The following is a 16420-nucleotide window of genomic DNA, read 5'->3' as shown; positions in this document are numbered from 1 at the left end:
GGCAGCGCCTTGTTCTGCACTGTCGCTCCCCTCTCCCGACCCCCTTCGGGGGCCACCCTCCCCCGCAAAGGGGGAGGGAGGGTGCAGATGGGAAAAAGCGAAGCTTCATCACACCGCCGCCGTCCGCGACTCCGAGAACACCGGCGCCGCCCGCCTCTCCAGCCATCGGGCGATCCGCGCCGGATCGACCGCGTCGAGGGTCGGCGGGTTCCAGCGCGGGCTCTTGTCCTTGTCGATCACCGCGGCGCGGATGCCCTCGCGGAAATCGCCCTCGTCCAGCAGCGCCAGGGAGGCATGGAACTCCCGCTCCAGACAGGCCTCCAGGTTCGGCGCGCCGCGGCCGAGGCGCAGCAGGCAGAGCGTCAGGACGAGGCTCGACGGGGCCTTGGTCAGCAGGGTCTCCCGGGTCGCGGCGGCGAAATCCGAGCCGTCCGCCGCGAGGGCCGACAGGATCTCGTCCACCATGTCGAAGCCGAAGCAGCGGTCGATGACGGCCCGGTGCTGCGCCAGAGGCGGCGGACCCGGATCCTGCGCGAAGCGCGCGATCACGTCCCGCACCCCCTCGTCGCCGGCATCCGGCGGCAGGGCCGAGAGGGCGTCGATCAGATCGGGCAGGGCCGCGGAGGCCACCATCGCGTCGGCGAGCCGGCAAAACAGCGCGTCGGCGGCGCCGGCCGGCGCGCCGGTCAGGCCGAGATAGGTGCCGGTCTCGCCCGGCGCCCGGGGCAGCAGCCATGTCCCGCCGACATCCGGCAGGTAGCCGATGCCGGTCTCCGGCATGGCGATGCGCGACCGCTCGGTGACGATCCGGTGGGCGGCATGACCGGAAATCCCGACGCCGCCGCCCATGGTGATGCCGTCCATCACCGCCACGAACGGCTTCTCGTACGCGGCGATGCGGGCATCCAGCCTGTACTCGTCCCGCCAGAAGGCTTCCGCGAAGGCGGTGCCCCGGCTCTCGTAGAGGCCGCGGAGGTCGCCGCCGGCGCAGAGGCCGCGCTCACCCTCACCGGTGAGCAACACCGCCGCGACGTCCGGATCCGCCGCGAACCGATCGAGGGCGCGGTCGATCTCGCCGACCATGCCGTGGGTCAGGGCGTTCAGGGCCTTCGGCCGGTCGAGGCGCAGGCGCCCGAGGGCGCCGGCCCGCTCGACGATCACCTCGCTCATCGGCGCCCCCCGGTCAGCGCGCGGGCGATGATCACCCGCATGATCTCGTTGGTGCCCTCCAGGATCTGATGGACGCGCAGATCCCGGACGATTTTCTCCACACCGTACTCGGCGAGGTAGCCGTAGCCGCCGTGGAGCTGGAGCGCCTGATTGGCGACCTCGAAGGCGGCGTCCGTGACGTGGCGCTTGGCCATGGCGCAGAGCTGGGTCGCGGCCGGGTCCTTCGCGTCGAGGGCGGCGGCCGCGTGGCGCAGGAAGGTGCGCGACACCTCCAGGCTGGTCGCCATGTCGGCGAGGCGGAACTGCAGCGCCTGGAAATCGGTGAGCTTCGCCCCGAAGGCGCGCCGGTCGCCCATATAGGCCAGCGCCCTGTCGAGGGCCGCCTGCGCGCCGCCCAGCGAGCAGGCCGCGATGTTGAGCCGGCCCCCGTCGAGGCCGCTCATGGCGATGCGGAAGCCCTGGCCCTCCGCGCCGAGGCGATTGGCCACCGGCACCCGGCAGCCGTCGAAGCGCACCGCGCGGGTCGGCTGGGCGTTCCAGCCCATCTTTCGCTCGTCGGCGCCGAAGGACAGGCCGGGCGTGCCCGTCTCGACCACGATCGCCGAGATGCCCGCCGGTCCGGCCTCGCCGGTACGGACCATGCAGACGTAGAGGTCGCTGGCGCCGGCGCCCGAGATGAACTGCTTCTCGCCGGAGAGCACGTAATGGTCGCCGTCCCGCTCGGCGCGGGTGCGGAGCGCCGCCGCGTCGGAGCCCGAGCCCGGCTCGGTGAGGCAGTAGCTGGCGATCCGCTCCATGCCCATGAGCGACGGGAGCCAGCGCCGGCGCTGGTCGTCGTCGCCGTAGGCGTCGATCATCCAGGCGCACATGTTGTGGATCGACAGGAACGCCGCCACGGTCGGGCAGCCGGTGCTCAGCGCCTCGAAAATCAGGGTCGCGTCGAGGCGCGACAGGCCGGAGCCGCCGACATCCTCGCGGACGTAGATGCCCGCCATGCCGAGGGCGGCGGCCGCCCGAAGGGTCTCCACCGGGAACGTCTTGTCCCGGTCCCAGTCGAGGGCGTGCGGCGCGATGTGCTCGGCCGCGAAGCCGAGGGCCATCTCGCGGATCGCGGTCCGGTCCTCGTCGAGCCCGAAACGCATGGGCGTGGCTCCAGCAGGTCAGACGGAACTCCCTCCCCCCTCTGCGGGGGAGGGTGGCCCCTGCGTCAGCAGGGGTCGGGAGAGGGGAACCCGGATTCCGAGAAGGGCGCGACCATCATGAAGGCCTCAGCCTGATCCTGGACCGTCGCTCCCCTCTCCCGCCCTGCATCCGCAGGGCACCCTCCCCCGCAGAGGGGGAGGGAGAACCGGCGTGCTACCGCATCGTCGGGATGGAGAACTCCGCCCCGCTTTTGATGCCGCTCGGCCAGCGCTGCGTCACGGTCTTGGTCTTCGTGTAGAACCGGATCGAGTCCGGCCCGTGCTGGTTCAGGTCGCCGAAGCCCGAGCGCTTCCAGCCGCCGAAGGTGTGGTACGCGATCGGAACCGGGATCGGCACGTTCACGCCGACCATGCCGACGTTCACCCGCGCGGTGAAGTCGCGGGCCGCGTCGCCGTCCTGCGTGAAGATCGCGACGCCGTTGCCGTACTGGTGGGTCGAGGGCAGCGCCAGCGCCTCCTCGTAATTCTGCGCCCGCACCACCGAGAGCACCGGGCCGAAGATCTCCTCCTTGTAGATCGTCATGTCGGGGGTCACGCGGTCGAACAGCGAGCCGCCCATGTAGAAGCCGTTCTCGTAGCCCTGGAGCTTGAAGCCGCGGCCGTCGACGGCGAGTTGCGCGCCCTCGGCAACACCCTTGTCGATGTAGCTCGCGACCTTCTGCACGGCCTCCCGGGTCACCAGCGGGCCGTAATCGGCCGAGCCGTCGTGCGAGGGTCCGATCTTGAGCGACTCGACCCGCGGGATCAGCTTCTCCATCAGGCGGTCGGCGGTCTGCTCGCCCACCGGCACCGCCACCGAGATCGCCATGCAGCGCTCGCCGGCCGAGCCGTAGCCGGCGCCGATCAGCGCGTCGACCGCCTGACCCATGTCGGCGTCCGGCATGATGATCATGTGGTTCTTGGCGCCGCCGAAGCATTGGGCGCGCTTGCCCGTCTCGGCGGCGCGCACGTAGATGTACTCGGCGATGTGCGAGGAGCCGACGAAGCCCACCGCCTTGATGTCCTCGTCGTCGAGGATCGCGTCGACCGCCTCTTTGTCGCCGTTCACGACGTTGAGGATGCCAGGCGGCAGGCCGGCCTCCAGGAAGATCTCGGCGATTCGGATCGGCACGCTCGGGTCGCGCTCGGACGGCTTCAGGATGAAGGCGTTGCCGCACGCGATCGCCGGGGCGCATTTCCACAGCGGGATCATGGCGGGGAAGTTGAACGGCGTGATGCCGGCGACCACGCCGAGCGGCTGGCGCAGGGAGTAGACGTCGATGCCCGGGCCGGCGCCCTCGGTGTACTCGCCCTTGAGCAGGTGCGGGATGCCGCAGGCGAACTCCACGACCTCGACGCCGCGCTGAATGTCGCCCTTGGCGTCCGGCACGGTCTTGCCGTGCTCGGAGGCGAGGAGCTCGGCGAGCGAATCGTTCTCGGCGCGGATGAGTTCGAGGAAGCGCATCATCACCCGGGCGCGCTTCTGCGGGTTGGTGGCCGCCCAGGCGGGCTGGGCTTCCCTGGCGTTCTCGACCGCGGCGCGGAGTTCCGCCTTGCTGGCCAGCGCGACTCTGGCCTGGACCTCGCCGGTCGAGGGGTGGAACACGTCGGCGAACCGACCGCTCTCGCCGCCGACGTTCCGGCCGCCGATGTAGTGCCCGATCGTGCGCATGCGCGCCTCCCTATGAAGTTCGATTTTGGCGCACCCTAACAGGATCGCTTGAGCGATAAAGCCGGATGCGCTTACACCCGTCGTGCATCGATGCACAGCGGGAGTGCGGCCATGGCCAGGACCGGGCCCAACTGGGACGATCTCCGCTTCTTCCTCGCGGTCGCACGAACCGGGACCCTCAGCGCCGCGGCCGCGCGCACCGGTACCGAGCACACGACGGTCGGCCGGCGGATCCGGGCCTTGGAAGAGGGTCTCGGCGCCCGCCTGTTCCACCGCAGCAACCTCGGCTACGCGCTTACCGAGGACGGCGCGAACCTGCTGGGCGTGGCCGAGACCATGGAGAGCGCGTTCCTCTCGGCCAGCGCCGCCACCGAGGCCGCCCAGGCGGTGTCGGGCACGGTGCGGATCGGCGCGCCGGACGGGTTCGGCAGCGTCTTCCTCGCGCCCCGGATGCACCGGCTGACCGCCCGCCACCCGGAACTGGAGGTGGAGATCATGGCCACCGCCCGAATCTTCAGCCTGTCGAAGCGTGAAGCGGACATCGTAATCAGCCTCTCCGGCCCGCAGCAGGCGCGGGTGGTGGCGCGCCGGCTCACCGACTACCGGCTATTCGTCTACGGGGCCGAAGGCTACCTCGCCGCGGCGGCACCGATCGCGGAGATCTCGGACCTGCCGGCCCATCCGTTCGTCGGCTACATCGAGGACATGCTGTTCACCCGTGAGCTGAACTACCTCGGGGCGCTCGGCCCCGCGGTCTCGGCCCGGCTGCGGTCCACCAACCTGCTCGCCCAGGTCCACGCGACGCTCGGCGGCGCCGGCCTGTGCATCCTGCCGGCCTTCATCGCGGTGGCCCATCCCGGGCTGGTTCCGGTGCTGCCGGAGGCGGTCTCGCTGACGCGCTCGTTCCACATGCACATCCACGAGGATCACCGGAAGGCGGCCCATATCCGCGCGGTGGCGGGGTTCATCGCCGCCGAAGTGAAGGCAGCGGGGGCGCTGTTCGCCGGGCCGGCGGTGTCAGCGACGGCGGTTTCGCGGGAACCGGCGGCGCCCTAAGATCGGTTCGCTCCGGCAGGTTCACGACTCGCGCCGGGTAGGAGAAGCAAGCAATGGTCGCCTCGATCGCCCTGCCCCGGCTGATGCGCGTCGGCGCCGGCGCCTCGCGGCTCCTGCCAGAGGTGCTCGGCCAGCTCGGCCTGTCGCGGCCCTTCGTGGTCACCGATCCCTACCTCGCCGGCAGCGGCCGCACCGACACGCTGCTCGAGCGGCTGACCAAGGCCGGCGCGCAGGCGACGATCTTCTCCGAGACCGTGCCGGACCCGACCGTCGCCTCGGTGGAGGCGGCGCTCGCCGCCCTCAAGGCAGGCGATTTCGACTGCGTGGTCGGCTTCGGCGGCGGCAGTCCGATGGACACTGCCAAGGCCGTGGCCGTGCTGGCGCGACACGGCGGCCAGATGCGCGACTACAAGGCGCCGCGCCAGCAGGACGAGCCGGGCCTGCCGATCGTGGCGATCCCCACGACCGCCGGCACCGGCTCGGAGGCGACCCGCTTCACCATCGTCACCGACGAGGCCTCGGACGAGAAGATGCTCTGCATCGGCCTCGCCTACCTGCCGGTGGCGGCTCTGGTCGATTACGAATTGACGCTCACCAAGCCCAGCCGGCTCACCGCCGATACCGGCATCGACGCGCTGACCCACGCCATCGAGGCCTATGTCTCGCGCAAGTCAAACCTGTTTTCGGACGGGCTGGCGCTCCAGGCGATGCGGCTGATCGCCCCGAACCTGCGCCGGGTCTGGACCGACCCGGGCGACCGGGCGGCCCGCGAGGCGATGATGCTCGGCGCCACCCAGGCCGGCATCGCCTTCTCGAACGCCTCGGTGGCTCTGGTCCACGGCATGAGCCGGCCGATCGGCGCCCATTTTCATGTGGCCCACGGGCTGTCGAACGCGATGCTGCTTCCGACGGTGACAGCCTTCTCGGCCCCGGCCGCCATCGATCGCTACGCCGCCTGCGCCCGCGCCATGACGATCGCCGGACCGGACACCGACGATCGATCCGCGGTCTCCGCCCTGGTGCGGGAGCTGGAGGCGCTCAACGACGATCTCGATGTGCCGGGCCCGAAGGAATACGGGATCGACCCGGCCCGCTGGGAGGCGCTGCTTCCCACCATGGCGGCCCAGGCTCTGGCCTCAGGCTCGCCGGCCAACAACCCGATCGAGCCGAGCGCCGAGGAGATCGTGGCGCTGTATCGACGCGTCTGGGCGGGTTGATCGAAGTCTTCAACGCGCCATCGTCTTTGCGAGCGGGGCGAAGCGATCCAGGGGCACGACGGTCAACGTAGTCGCGCTGTTCTGGCTCACTTCGCTGCGCGCGCGATGACGGAGGGGCGTCCGCGCCCCTCCCGCCGCTCCTACTTCGCCGCCGTCAGCGGGCAGCCGCTCTCTGCCGGGGACGCGAAGGCTTCCTTGCCGGGGACCGTCGAGATCAACTTGTACAGGTCCCACTCGTCCTTCGACTCGGCGGGCTTTTTGACCTCGAACAGGTACATGTCGTGCACCATTCGGCCGTTCGGCTGCACGATCCCGCCATGGGCGAAGACGTCGTCCACCGGCAGCGCCTTCAGCTTGGCGTTGACCGCATCGGTCTCGTCGGTGCCTGCCGCCTTCACGGCCTTCAGATACGACAGGACCGCCGAATAGGTGCCGGCCTGGATCATGTTGGGCATCCGGCCGGTGCGCTTCATGTAGCGCTGGCCGAAGGCCCGGCTCTCGTCGTTGGCGTCCCAGTACCAGCCCTCGGTGAGCGTCAGGCCCTGCGCCACCTTGAGGCCGAGCCCGTGCACCTCCGAGAGGGTGAACAGCAGCGCCGCGAGCTTCTGGCCGCCCTCGACGATGCCGTACTCGGCCGCCTGCTTGATCGAGTTCGAGGTATCGAGCCCGGCATTGGCGAGACCGATCACCTTGGCCTTGGAGCCCTGGGCCTGGAGCAGGAACGAGGAGAAGTCCTGGTTCGCGAGCGGGTGCCGGACGCTGCCCACCACCTTGCCGCCGTTGGCGAGCACAACCTTGCTGGTGTCGGCCTCCAGGGCCGAGCCGAATGCATAGTCGGCGGTGAGGAAGAACCACGTGTTCCCGCCCGCCCGGGTCAGCGCGCCGCCGGTGCCCACCGCCAGCGCCCGTGTGTCGAACGCCCAGTGGTAGCCGTAGGGCGAGCACGCCTTGCCGGTGAGGTCGCTGGTCGCGGCCCCGGTGGTGATGGTGATCTTCTTCTTCTCCTTGGACAGGCCCTGGACCGCCAGCGCCACCGAGGAAGTGGTCAGCTCCATGATCGCGTCGACATTGTCGCGGTCGTACCATTGCCGGGCGATCGCCGAGGCGATGTCGGGCTTGTTCTGGTGATCGGCCGTCAGGATCTCGATCGGCACGCTGCCGATCTTGCCGCCCATGTCCTCCACCGCCATGCGAGCGGCCTCCACCGAGCCCTGGCCACCGTACTCGGCGTAGAGGCCGGACTGGTCGTTGAGGACGCCGATGCGCACCGCGTTGCCCGAGAACGCGTCCCCGCCGCCCTGCGCGGCCGCGCCGAACGCCGTCCCCGCGAAGGCCGCCGCCAGAATCGCGCCGCCGAATGTCCTGATCATATCTCCCCCCGGTTCGCCCGAGCGCCCGCTTCTGAGGCGGTTCCGGCGGCACGATAGATCACGAAGGGGTGAGAGGCCACGGCCAGGCTCGGGCGAACGCTGAAGGTTTGCATGCATTGTGACGCGCGGCGCGCGAGGCGGGCTCGCCTGCGGCCCCGAGACGATCCGTTTCCGGACCAGCCAGACGCGGCGAGGTTATAATAGCTTAACCATAATTACACGAATCCCCGGGCAGGTTCGGGTCATGGACGGCACTTCTGCCGTCTCTGGCGCGTGTTCATGCGATGAAACCAGCCCGTCTCGCCGTCCTCGGCATCGCCCTCGCGGCGGGCAGCGGAGCGGCCTTCCTGATGAGTGGCGGCGATCCGCCACCGACGCCGCCGCCCCCCCGGGGCCGAGGCACCGCCGGCACCCGTCACCGAGGTGCTCGTGGCCGGCGCCGACCTGCCCATGGGGCACGTGCTGCAGGCCGCGGACCTCCGCTGGCAGGCTTGGCCGGACGGCGCCATGGCGGCGGGCTACTTGTCGCGCAAGACCAATCCCAAGGCGCTTGATGAGACGGTGGGCGCCTCCGTCCGCTCGGCCTTCCTGGCGGGCGAACCAATTCGCGCACAGAAGCTCGTGCGGCCGGAGAGCGGGTTCATGGCGGCGATCCTGCCGCCCGGGATGCGCGCGGTCGCCATCGTCACCGACAGCCGCGGCACGAACTCGGCTGGCGGCTTCATCCTGCCCAACGACCGCGTCGACGTGATCCGCACCTTCCGCGACGAGACCAGCTCGCGGGCCAGCAATTCCGAGGTGCAGCTTTCTCAGACGATCCTGACCGACATCCGCGTCCTCGCGATCGGTCAGCTCATCCAGGAGAAGAACGGCACCAACGTCGTCACCGGCGAGACCGCGACTCTCGCGGTCACGCCCGCCCAGGCCGAGACCCTGGCGCTCGCCCAGAAGGTGGGCGCCCTGTCGCTGGCGCTGCGCAGCCTCGCCGATGCAGGGCAGCCCGATGCTGCGCTGCAGGCCGACGCGTCCCGGGCGCAGACGCCCGACTCCGCACTGACCGTGGTGCGCTTCGGCGTCGCGCGGCAGCAGACGCCGTGATCCCCATGACCGCTCCGCTCCCCCTCCACAGCTTGGCCAACCGCCAAAAGCGCCGCCAAGCCGGTTTCCTCGCCCTGCTCGCGGCGCTGACCGTCCCCGCCCACGCCCAAGAGCGCCAGACGCTCGGTCCGGCGCCGGTGCTCACGGTCGGCTCCGCGGAGGCCAACTCGACCCGCAAGGTCGAGTTGACCGCCGGCCGCTCCGTGATCGTCGACCTTCCACGGGACGCCAAGGAGGTCTTCGTCGCCAACCCGGCGGTGGCCAACGCCGTGGTCCGCTCGACCCGCAAGGTCTTCGTGATCGGCATGGCCGACGGCGCGACCTCGATTTTCATCATGGACGCGGAGGGGCGCCAGATCGCGGCCCTCGACGTGACCGTCGCCCGGGACCTCAACCTCGGAACCCTGCGCGAGTTGCTCAACCAGAGCATCCCGGGCGGCCGCTTCGACGTGCGCTCCTCGGGCGCCTCAGTCCTGCTTTCGGGCTCCGTCAACTCGTCGGCCGACGCCCAGCAGGCGATCGACATCGCCAACGCCTTCGTGGGTCTCGGCAGCGCGGGCGCCGCCTCAGGAGCGCCGAGCGGCGGCGTCGGAGCCGGCGTGCGAGGCGCGGTGATCAACAACCTGTCGATCCGCAACAAGGATCAGGTGATGTTGCGCGTCACCGTGGTGGAGGTGTCGCGCAACGTCCTGAAGCAGTTCGGTATCAACCTGACCGGCAACTGGTCGGCGCTGAACCCGCTCGGGAACGCGACCACCTCCCCGGCGCTCAGCAACAACCTGCCGTTCCCGATCAACGGCGACGTCCCGTCCGGCAACCAGATCCAGGCCTCCGTGAAGGCTGGCGGCTTCTCGCTCCAGGCCACCCTGAAAGCCTTCGAGCAGGCGGGCGTCTCTCGGATCCTGGCCGAGCCGACCCTCACCGCGATCTCCGGCGAGGCCGCGAAGTTCCTGGCCGGCGGCGAGTATCCAGTCCCGTCCAGTGCCGCGACCTGCCTCAACGGGGTCTGCTCCGGGCCGGGGCTCACCTTCAAGCCCTACGGTGTCGCCCTGTCCTTCACGCCGGTCGTGTTGGCCGACAATCGCATCTCGATTCGCGTCGCGACCGATGTGACGGAGATCGATCCACAAACGAGCTTCAACTACACCCTGGATGGCGTCACCACGGCCGTGCCCGGCACCCGGGTCCGCCGCTCGGAGACCACCGTCGAGCTGCCTTCGGGCGGCGTCATGATGACGGCCGGCCTGATCCAGCAGGTCAACAAGCAAGCGATCGCCGGCCTGCCCGGCCTGATCAACCTCCCGATCCTCGGCGCGCTGTTCCGCTCCCGCGACTACCAGCGCCAGGAGACCGAGCTGATGATCATGTGCACCCCCTATATCGCGCGGCCCATGGAGGCGAAGCAGGTGAGCCGGCCCGACGACAACTTCGTCGATTCGACCGACGGCCAGGCGGTGCTGCTCGGCCAGATCAACCGCCTCTACGGCCGGGTCGGCCCGGCCGCGGCCGCGGCGCCCCCGCTCGGACGCACCTATCGCGGCCGCGTCGGCTTCATCGTCGAGTAAGGCCCGAGGACCGGATCCATGACCCGACGCCACCCGTCCGCCCTGCCACGCCTCGGCAGCCTGCTCGCCGCCTGCGCCCTCGGCGCCCTGGCGTCCGGCTGCAAGAGCGACCCTGCCACCACCGGCGACATCGCGGTTTCGGATTACCGCGCCCGCCATCCGATCGTGCTGGCCGACGGCACCCGCAGCCTCGACGTGTTCCCCACCGGGGTCGGTCATCTCGACCCGCGCCAGACCGCCGATATCGACGCCTTCATGCTGGAATACCGCCGCTTCGGCCGCGGCGTCCTGCTGATGGAGGTGCCCAGGGGCGTGCCGCCGGCCCTCGCGCCCGCCGTCGAGCGGACGGCGGCGGCCCTGCGCGGGCTCGGCGGCCAGAACGGCGTCGGCGCCCGGGAGATCGCGATCACCGGCTACGCAGTCACTGCGCCGACCCTCGCCGCGCCGATCCGCCTGAGCTTTCAGCGCATGCAGGCCAAGGTGTCGGACCAGTGCGGGCTGTGGCCGCAGGACCTCGGCACCTCGAGCTTCCAAGTCGATTACAGCAACCGCCCGAGCTGGAACCTGGGTTGCGCCATGCAGTCGAACGTGGCCGCCCAGGTGGCGGACCCGGTCGACCTCGTGCGCGGACGGCCCGAGGGCCGCATCGACACGGTCAAGCGGGTCAGGGACATCGGCCAGTTGCGGGACGGCAAGGATCCGTCAACCACATGGCGGCAAGATGGGCAGACCGCCGTCAAGTCTCAGGTCGGCCAGTAGAACTGCCGCGCCCACATCCGACGCCGCACCCCGAACGCGAACCTGAAAGCGCCGTCATGGCAGACCAGTCCGAGACAACCGAGCGCACGATCGCCCCGGTGCCCCGGATCACCATCCAGGCGTTCTGCGAGACCAGCGAGACCGCGGCGCTGATCGAGGGGGCCGCCCTCGACCGGCGCATGCAGAAGGCGCAGGTCAAGGTCCGGATGGGCGGCGGCGCCGCGGCGATCGAGGCTTACCGGCACGCGCCGACGCCCAACGTCATCATCCTCGAGACGCAGGGACCGCGCTCCAAGCCGATCGAGTGCCTGGACGCCCTGGCCGAGGTCTGCGACGAGGGCACCCGCGTCCTGGTGATCGGCCATCTCAACGACGTGGTGCTCTACCGCCAGCTGATCCAGCGCGGCGTGTCCGACTACCTGATGGCGCCGGTCGATCCGCTGACACTGATCGCGGCGATCTCCGACCTGTTCACCGCCCCGGGGGTCAAGCCGGTGGGCCGCACCGTGGCGGTCTACGGCGTGAAGGGCGGCATCGGCGCCTCCACGGTGGCGCACAACTTCGCCTGGGCGGTTGCCCGCGGCCAGGGCGTCCAGACGGTGATCGCCGATCTCGACATCGCCTTCGGCACGGCCTCGCTGAACTTCAACCAGGACCCGCCGCAGGGCATCGCCGAGGCGGTGTTCGCCCCCGAGCGTCTGGATTCGGCGCTGGTCGAACGTCTGCTGTCGAAGTGCAGCGATAACCTGAGCCTGCTCTCGGCGCCCGCGAGCCTCGACCGGACCATCGACCTGTCCGAGCCGGCCTTCGATGCGCTGATCGAGTACATGCGGGCGAGCGTGCCCTGCGTGGTGCTCGACGTCCCGCACCAGTGGAGCGCGTGGTCGAAGCGCGTCCTCACGGCGGCCGACGAGATCCTGATCGTCGCGGGTCCGGACCTCGCCTGCCTGCGCAACACCAAGAACCTGCTGGGCGCGCTCAAGCACGGCCGCCCGAACGATCAGCCGCCGCGGATCCTGCTCAACGGCGTCGGCGTGCCCAAGCGGCCTGAGATCGGGACCGCCGAGTTCGCCAAGGCCCTGGAGGCCCCGATCGCCCTCACCATTCCCTTCGAGCCGGCCCTGTTCGGCACCGCCGCCAATAACGGGCAGATGATCGCCGAGATCCAGGCGGGCTCGAAGGTCGCGGACCTGTTCAATGACCTGGCGGCCGCGACACTCGGCCGGCCGGAGACGCGACGGGGGCGCCAGAGCCTCCTCGAACCGCTGCTCGCCAAGCTCGCGGGAGCCAAGCTCCCGGGCCGGAAGGCGTCGTGATGCGGCGGCGCGACGAGGATCCGACCCATGTTCGGTAGACGGCAGGTCGGCGGCGCACCCGCTGCGGCCCCGCCGGTCCCGCAGGCGCGGACTGCCGCGCCTGCGGCCTCGACCCAGCGCGAGACGACGGCGCCGGCCAAGCGGACCGAGCCCACCGCGCCCCTGGTCGTCGAGACCGTGCGGTCCGAAGACTACTACCGCACCAAGAGCCTGATCTTCGGCGCGCTCATCGAGGCGATCGACCTCACCCAGCTCTCGCGCCTCGATGCCGAGACGGCGCGCGAGGAAATCCGCGACATCGTCACGGAGATCATCGGGCTCAAGAACATCGTCCTATCCATCGCCGAGCAGGAGGAGTTGCTCGACGACATCTGCAACGACGTGCTGGGCTACGGCCCGCTTGAGCCCCTGCTCGCCCGCGACGACATCGCCGACATCATGGTCAACGGCGCCAACCGGACCTTCATCGAGGTCGGGGGCAAGATCCAGCTGACCAGCGTGCGGTTCCGCGACAACCAGCAGCTGATGAACATCTGCCAGCGGATCGTCAGCCAGGTCGGCCGGCGCGTCGACGACGCCTCCCCGATCTGCGACGCGCGCCTGCCGGACGGCTCCCGCGTCAACGTGATCGCGCCGCCGCTCGCCATCGACGGCCCGGCGCTCACCATCCGCAAGTTCAAGAAGGACAAGCTGACCCTGGAGCAACTCGTGCGCTTCGGGGCAATCTCGCCCGAGGGCGCGGAGGTGCTCAAGATCATCGGCCAGTCGCGCTGCAACGTGGTGATCTCGGGCGGCACGGGCTCGGGCAAGACCACGCTGCTGAACTGCCTCACCGCCTTCATCGAGCACGACGAGCGTGTGATCACCTGCGAGGACGCGGCGGAGCTCCAGCTCCAGCAGCCGCACGTGGTGCGCCTGGAGACGCGCCCGCCCAACATGGAGGGCCAGGGCCAAGTCACCATGCGCGACCTCGTCAAGAACTGCCTGCGCATGCGGCCCGAGCGGATCATCGTCGGCGAGGTGCGCGGACCGGAAGCCTTCGACCTGCTGCAGGCGATGAACACCGGCCACGACGGCTCGATGGGCACGCTCCACGCCAACAGCCCGCGCGAGTGCCTGTCGCGTATTGAGTCGATGATCTCGATGGGCGGCTTCACCCTACCCTCGAAGACCCTGCGCGAGATGATCTGCGGTTCGATCGACGTGGTGATCCAGGCCATGCGCCTGCGCGACGGCTCCCGCCGCATCACCCACATCACCGAGGTGATCGGCATGGAGGGCGACGTCATCACCACCCAGGACGTCTTTCTCTACGACATCGTCGGAGAGGACGCGAACGGCAAGCTGATCGGCCGCCATCGGTCGACCGGCATCGGACGGCCCAAATTCTGGGAGCGCGCCCGCTACTATGGACTGGAGCGCCGCCTCGGCGAGGCGCTCGACGCGGCCGAAGTCGTCGACCGAGCCTGAGCGGGGATCTTAACCCATGCCGGACCTCGCCATCCCCACCGCCAACATGCCGATCGCCGCGGGCCTGATCGGCATCGCGGTGGCGGCGGTCGCCTACGTGGCGATCTTGCCCCTCCTCAGCGGCGAGCGCCGGGCGAGCAAGCGCCTGAAGACGATCGGCGTCTCGGCCTCCGGGACGGCGATCCGGGGTGTCGCGATCAACCGTCGCGAGCAGGTCGCCAAGACCCTGAGCGAGATCGAGGCCAAGGCGAAGGGCGCCACGAAGGCCACCGTGGAGCTGAAGCTCGCCCGCGCCGGCCTAGCCTGGACGAAGCAGACCTTCTACATAGTCTCGGCCGTCAGCGCCGCGATCCTCGGGCTCCTGCTCTTCGTGATCACCGACAACCCGATCGTCGGCGTCGGCGCCGCCTTTGCGGGGGGTTCGGCGTGCCGGCCTGGCTGCTGCGGCACCTGCGGCTGAAGCGCATCGCGAAGTTCAACAAGGAACTGCCCAACGCCGTCGACGTGGTGGTGCGCGGCATCCGCACTGGCATCCCGGTGGGCGACTGCTTCCGCATGGTCTCGCGGGAGGCGGAGGAGCCCGTGCGCAGCGAGTTCCGGACCGTCGTGGAGACCCAGGCGATGGGCCTGTCGCTCGGCGAGGCCTGCACGCGTCTGGTCGAGCGGGTGCCCACCGCCGAGGTGAACTTCTTCGCGATCGTGATCAACATCCAGCAGCAATCGGGCGGCAACCTGTCGGAGGCGCTGAACAACCTTTCCGTGGTGCTGCGCGACCGCTCCAAGATGCGCGGCAAGGTCAAGGCGATGAGCATGGAGGCCAAGGCCTCGGCCTCGATCATCGCCTGCCTGCCCTTCGGAGTCGCGGGCATCACTACCCTGACGAGCCCCGACTACATCTCGCTGCTCTGGACCACGGACATCGGCAAGATCGCGCTGGTCGGGGCGGCGATCTGGATGTCGATCGGCATCTTCACCATCAAAAAGATGATCGCCTTCGATTTCTGAGGCGTCGCGCGCATGTTTTCGGATCCGACCCCATGATCGACGACATCGCCGCAAAGCTGTTCGATCCCCGCTTCATGGGGATGCTGCTGACCTCCGTGGCGGCCGCCGCGACCGCCTTCGCGGTGGCGCAGCCCTTCTTCGAGACCGACAAGCTCGCCAGGCGCATGAAGCTCGTCAGCGACGAGCGCGAGCAGATCCGGCGGCGAGAGCGTGCGCTGGGCGACCGCGGCCAGAACCGGGCCACGCTGCGCGTGGCGCCGAAGGCCTACATGAAGTCCATCGTCGAGCGGTATCAGCTGCACCGCTGGCTCGGCACCGACACGGCCAAGCGCAAGCTGATGATGGCGGGCTATCGGGGACAGGGGGCGGAGACGGCGTTCCTGTTCTTCCGCCTCGTCGTGCCGATCGGCTCGGTGATCGCGGCCCTGTTCTACCTGTTCGTGCTGGAGGGGCTCGACGCCTCCTACCTCGTGCGGTTCGGACTCGTGGTGGGCGCGGCCTATGGAGGCATCAAGGCGCCGGAGCTGTTCCTGGTCAATGCAGCCAAAAAGCGCCAGACGGAGATCCGGAAGGCGTGGCCGGACGCCCTCGACCTCACGCTGATCTGCGTCGAATCCGGCATGGCGATCGAGCACGCCTTCCGGAAGGTGAGCACCGAGATCGCCACCTCCTCGGTCGTTCTGGCCGAGGAACTCGCGCTGATGACTGCCGAGATGTCTTTCCTGCCGGACCGGCGCCAAGCCTACGAGAACCTCGTTCTGCGCACCGGGCTCGACCCGGTAAAGGCCGTGGCGACCGCCCTGATCCAAGCCGAGCGCTACGGGACGCCCATCGGCCAGGCGCTGCGAGTGCTGGCGCAGGAAAGCCGCGACCAGCGCATGAATGAGGCTGAGAAGAAGGCCGCGGCCCTGCCGCCCAAGCTCACGGTCCCGATGATCCTGTTCTTCCTGCCGGTGCTGTTCGTCGTCATCATCACCCCGGCGGTGATCCAGATCATGCGGACGCAGTGACGGCCGGGGCCCGAGGGCCCGCCGCTCAGCGGATCCGGCCGGGGCGGGTCGGCTCGAACACGATCCGCCGGTGATAGGCGCACCAGCTCTTGCCGTCGGAGACCGGCGCGCCGCAGCAGATGGCGCGGTCGTTGGGCTCACCGATGATGTACTTGCACACGAAGGCGCCGGACTGCGCGAAGGGCACGCGCAGGTCGGCGGACGGCTCCTCGACGGTCTCGGCATCGCCGATCTGGGACATGCGGACGAGTTGATTCATGGTGTCGATCGGCTCAATAAGCATCCTGCTCGGTGGGTGCGGACGCCCCGGCAGACAGGGAGGGTGAGACGCCTTTCGTTCAGGCGGCGACCCCGTCTCGCGTCCAGAGGAGCGGCGACCGGAGCGGCCAGCGCGATGCCGGCCGCAGGGACCGACGCGATCGGCGTCATCGTGTTGTCGTAACTGGGGTTACGACGTTTTAAAACAAGACCAACCTGCATTGAGCGCATCGGACCACGGTGCGGGATGCGTAGCTCGACGCAATCCGCGCG

The 16420-nt window shown here is 69.7% G+C and carries 11 protein-coding genes and 3 pseudogenes; 9 read left to right on the top strand and 5 right to left on the bottom strand.

The window, feature by feature from the left end:
* Positions 1 to 108 precede the first annotated feature (108 nt).
* The 3 genes from MMSR116_RS25565 to MMSR116_RS25555 all read right to left on the bottom strand — a co-directional run bounded on the left by MMSR116_RS25565 (position 109) and on the right by MMSR116_RS25555 (position 4023).
* Complete coding sequence (locus MMSR116_RS25565; protein ID WP_010687416.1) at positions 109 to 1170, bottom strand: enoyl-CoA hydratase/isomerase family protein; 1062 nt, start codon at positions 1168 to 1170, stop codon at positions 109 to 111.
* Positions 1167 to 2312, bottom strand: coding sequence for an isobutyryl-CoA dehydrogenase (locus tag MMSR116_RS25560; RefSeq protein WP_010687415.1), 1146 nt, complete (start codon positions 2310 to 2312; stop codon positions 1167 to 1169). The genes MMSR116_RS25565 and MMSR116_RS25560 overlap by 4 nt, the downstream gene beginning before the upstream one ends.
* A gap of 214 nt (positions 2313 to 2526) precedes the next feature.
* Positions 2527 to 4023 (bottom strand): CoA-acylating methylmalonate-semialdehyde dehydrogenase, encoded by a 1497-nt coding sequence (locus MMSR116_RS25555; RefSeq protein WP_039894906.1) that lies wholly within the window; start codon positions 4021 to 4023, stop codon positions 2527 to 2529.
* 111 nt (positions 4024 to 4134) lie between these two features.
* Between MMSR116_RS25555 and MMSR116_RS25550 the strand changes: the two genes are divergently transcribed.
* Positions 4135 to 5079 carry a LysR family transcriptional regulator gene (locus tag MMSR116_RS25550; protein WP_051072324.1) on the top strand — a complete coding sequence of 315 codons (945 nt, stop codon included), beginning with the start codon at positions 4135 to 4137 and terminating at the stop codon, positions 5077 to 5079.
* A 53-nt stretch (positions 5080 to 5132) separates the two neighbouring features.
* Positions 5133 to 6296, top strand: a complete 1164-nt coding sequence (locus MMSR116_RS25545) for an iron-containing alcohol dehydrogenase (protein WP_010687412.1) — start codon at positions 5133 to 5135, stop codon at positions 6294 to 6296.
* Positions 6297 to 6436: 140 nt separating this feature from the next.
* Here the strand turns inward: MMSR116_RS25545 and MMSR116_RS25540 are convergent, their stop codons facing one another.
* Positions 6437 to 7666 (bottom strand): ABC transporter substrate-binding protein, encoded by a 1230-nt coding sequence (locus MMSR116_RS25540; protein WP_010687411.1) that lies wholly within the window; start codon positions 7664 to 7666, stop codon positions 6437 to 6439.
* 284 nt (positions 7667 to 7950) lie between these two features.
* Between MMSR116_RS25540 and cpaB the strand changes: the two are divergent.
* The 7 genes and pseudogenes from cpaB to MMSR116_RS25505 all read left to right on the top strand — a co-directional run bounded on the left by cpaB (position 7951) and on the right by MMSR116_RS25505 (position 15889).
* Positions 7951 to 8764, top strand: a pseudogene (gene cpaB / locus MMSR116_RS25535) (Flp pilus assembly protein CpaB).
* 5 nt (positions 8765 to 8769) lie between these two features.
* The gene (locus tag MMSR116_RS25530) at positions 8770 to 10329 is read left to right on the top strand and encodes a type II and III secretion system protein family protein (RefSeq protein WP_010687409.1); all 1560 of its coding nucleotides are present in this window, start codon (positions 8770 to 8772) and stop codon (positions 10327 to 10329) included.
* Between the two features lie 18 nt (positions 10330 to 10347).
* A complete protein-coding gene (locus tag MMSR116_RS25525; protein ID WP_010687408.1) occupies positions 10348 to 11088 on the top strand; it encodes a CpaD family pilus assembly protein in 741 nt (246 codons plus the stop codon).
* Positions 11089 to 11144: 56 nt separating this feature from the next.
* Complete coding sequence (locus tag MMSR116_RS25520; RefSeq protein WP_010687407.1) at positions 11145 to 12404, top strand: AAA family ATPase; 1260 nt, start codon at positions 11145 to 11147, stop codon at positions 12402 to 12404.
* Positions 12405 to 12431: 27 nt separating this feature from the next.
* Positions 12432 to 13874: a CpaF family protein gene (locus tag MMSR116_RS25515; protein WP_010687406.1), complete on the top strand. Its 1443-nt coding sequence runs from the start codon at positions 12432 to 12434 to the stop codon at positions 13872 to 13874.
* Between the two features lie 16 nt (positions 13875 to 13890).
* Positions 13891 to 14879: pseudogene (locus MMSR116_RS25510) on the top strand (type II secretion system F family protein).
* 32 nt (positions 14880 to 14911) lie between these two features.
* A complete protein-coding gene (locus MMSR116_RS25505; RefSeq protein ID WP_010687405.1) occupies positions 14912 to 15889 on the top strand; it encodes a type II secretion system F family protein in 978 nt (325 codons plus the stop codon).
* A 25-nt stretch (positions 15890 to 15914) separates the two neighbouring features.
* Here MMSR116_RS25505 and MMSR116_RS25500 read toward each other — a convergent pair.
* Positions 15915 to 16274: pseudogene (locus tag MMSR116_RS25500) on the bottom strand (GcrA family cell cycle regulator); the annotation flags it as partial.
* Positions 16275 to 16420 lie beyond the last annotated feature (146 nt).

The organism is Methylobacterium mesophilicum SR1.6/6 (assembly GCF_000364445.2).
In the GTDB taxonomy this organism is placed as follows: domain Bacteria; phylum Pseudomonadota; class Alphaproteobacteria; order Rhizobiales; family Beijerinckiaceae; genus Methylobacterium; species Methylobacterium mesophilicum_A.
Note: the sequence above shows the minus strand (reverse complement) of the source record. Positions and strands in the feature narration are given on the sequence as shown.

What these genes read in the sequence shown, in the direction of transcription:
- MMSR116_RS25565 (WP_010687416.1), bottom strand. Translation starts at nt 1,170, where the DNA reads ATGAGCGAGGTGATCGTCGAGCGGGCCGGCGCCCTCGGGCGCCTGCGC.
- MMSR116_RS25560 (WP_010687415.1), bottom strand. Translation starts at nt 2,312, where the DNA reads ATGCGTTTCGGGCTCGACGAGGACCGGACCGCGATCCGCGAGATGGCC.
- MMSR116_RS25555 (WP_039894906.1), bottom strand. Translation starts at nt 4,023, where the DNA reads ATGCGCACGATCGGGCACTACATCGGCGGCCGGAACGTCGGCGGCGAG.
- MMSR116_RS25550 (WP_051072324.1), top strand. Translation starts at nt 4,135, where the DNA reads ATGGCCAGGACCGGGCCCAACTGGGACGATCTCCGCTTCTTCCTCGCG.
- MMSR116_RS25545 (WP_010687412.1), top strand. Translation starts at nt 5,133, where the DNA reads ATGGTCGCCTCGATCGCCCTGCCCCGGCTGATGCGCGTCGGCGCCGGC.
- MMSR116_RS25540 (WP_010687411.1), bottom strand. Translation starts at nt 7,666, where the DNA reads ATGATCAGGACATTCGGCGGCGCGATTCTGGCGGCGGCCTTCGCGGGG.
- MMSR116_RS25530 (WP_010687409.1), top strand. Translation starts at nt 8,770, where the DNA reads ATGACCGCTCCGCTCCCCCTCCACAGCTTGGCCAACCGCCAAAAGCGC.
- MMSR116_RS25525 (WP_010687408.1), top strand. Translation starts at nt 10,348, where the DNA reads ATGACCCGACGCCACCCGTCCGCCCTGCCACGCCTCGGCAGCCTGCTC.
- MMSR116_RS25520 (WP_010687407.1), top strand. Translation starts at nt 11,145, where the DNA reads ATGGCAGACCAGTCCGAGACAACCGAGCGCACGATCGCCCCGGTGCCC.
- MMSR116_RS25515 (WP_010687406.1), top strand. Translation starts at nt 12,432, where the DNA reads ATGTTCGGTAGACGGCAGGTCGGCGGCGCACCCGCTGCGGCCCCGCCG.
- MMSR116_RS25505 (WP_010687405.1), top strand. Translation starts at nt 14,912, where the DNA reads ATGATCGACGACATCGCCGCAAAGCTGTTCGATCCCCGCTTCATGGGG.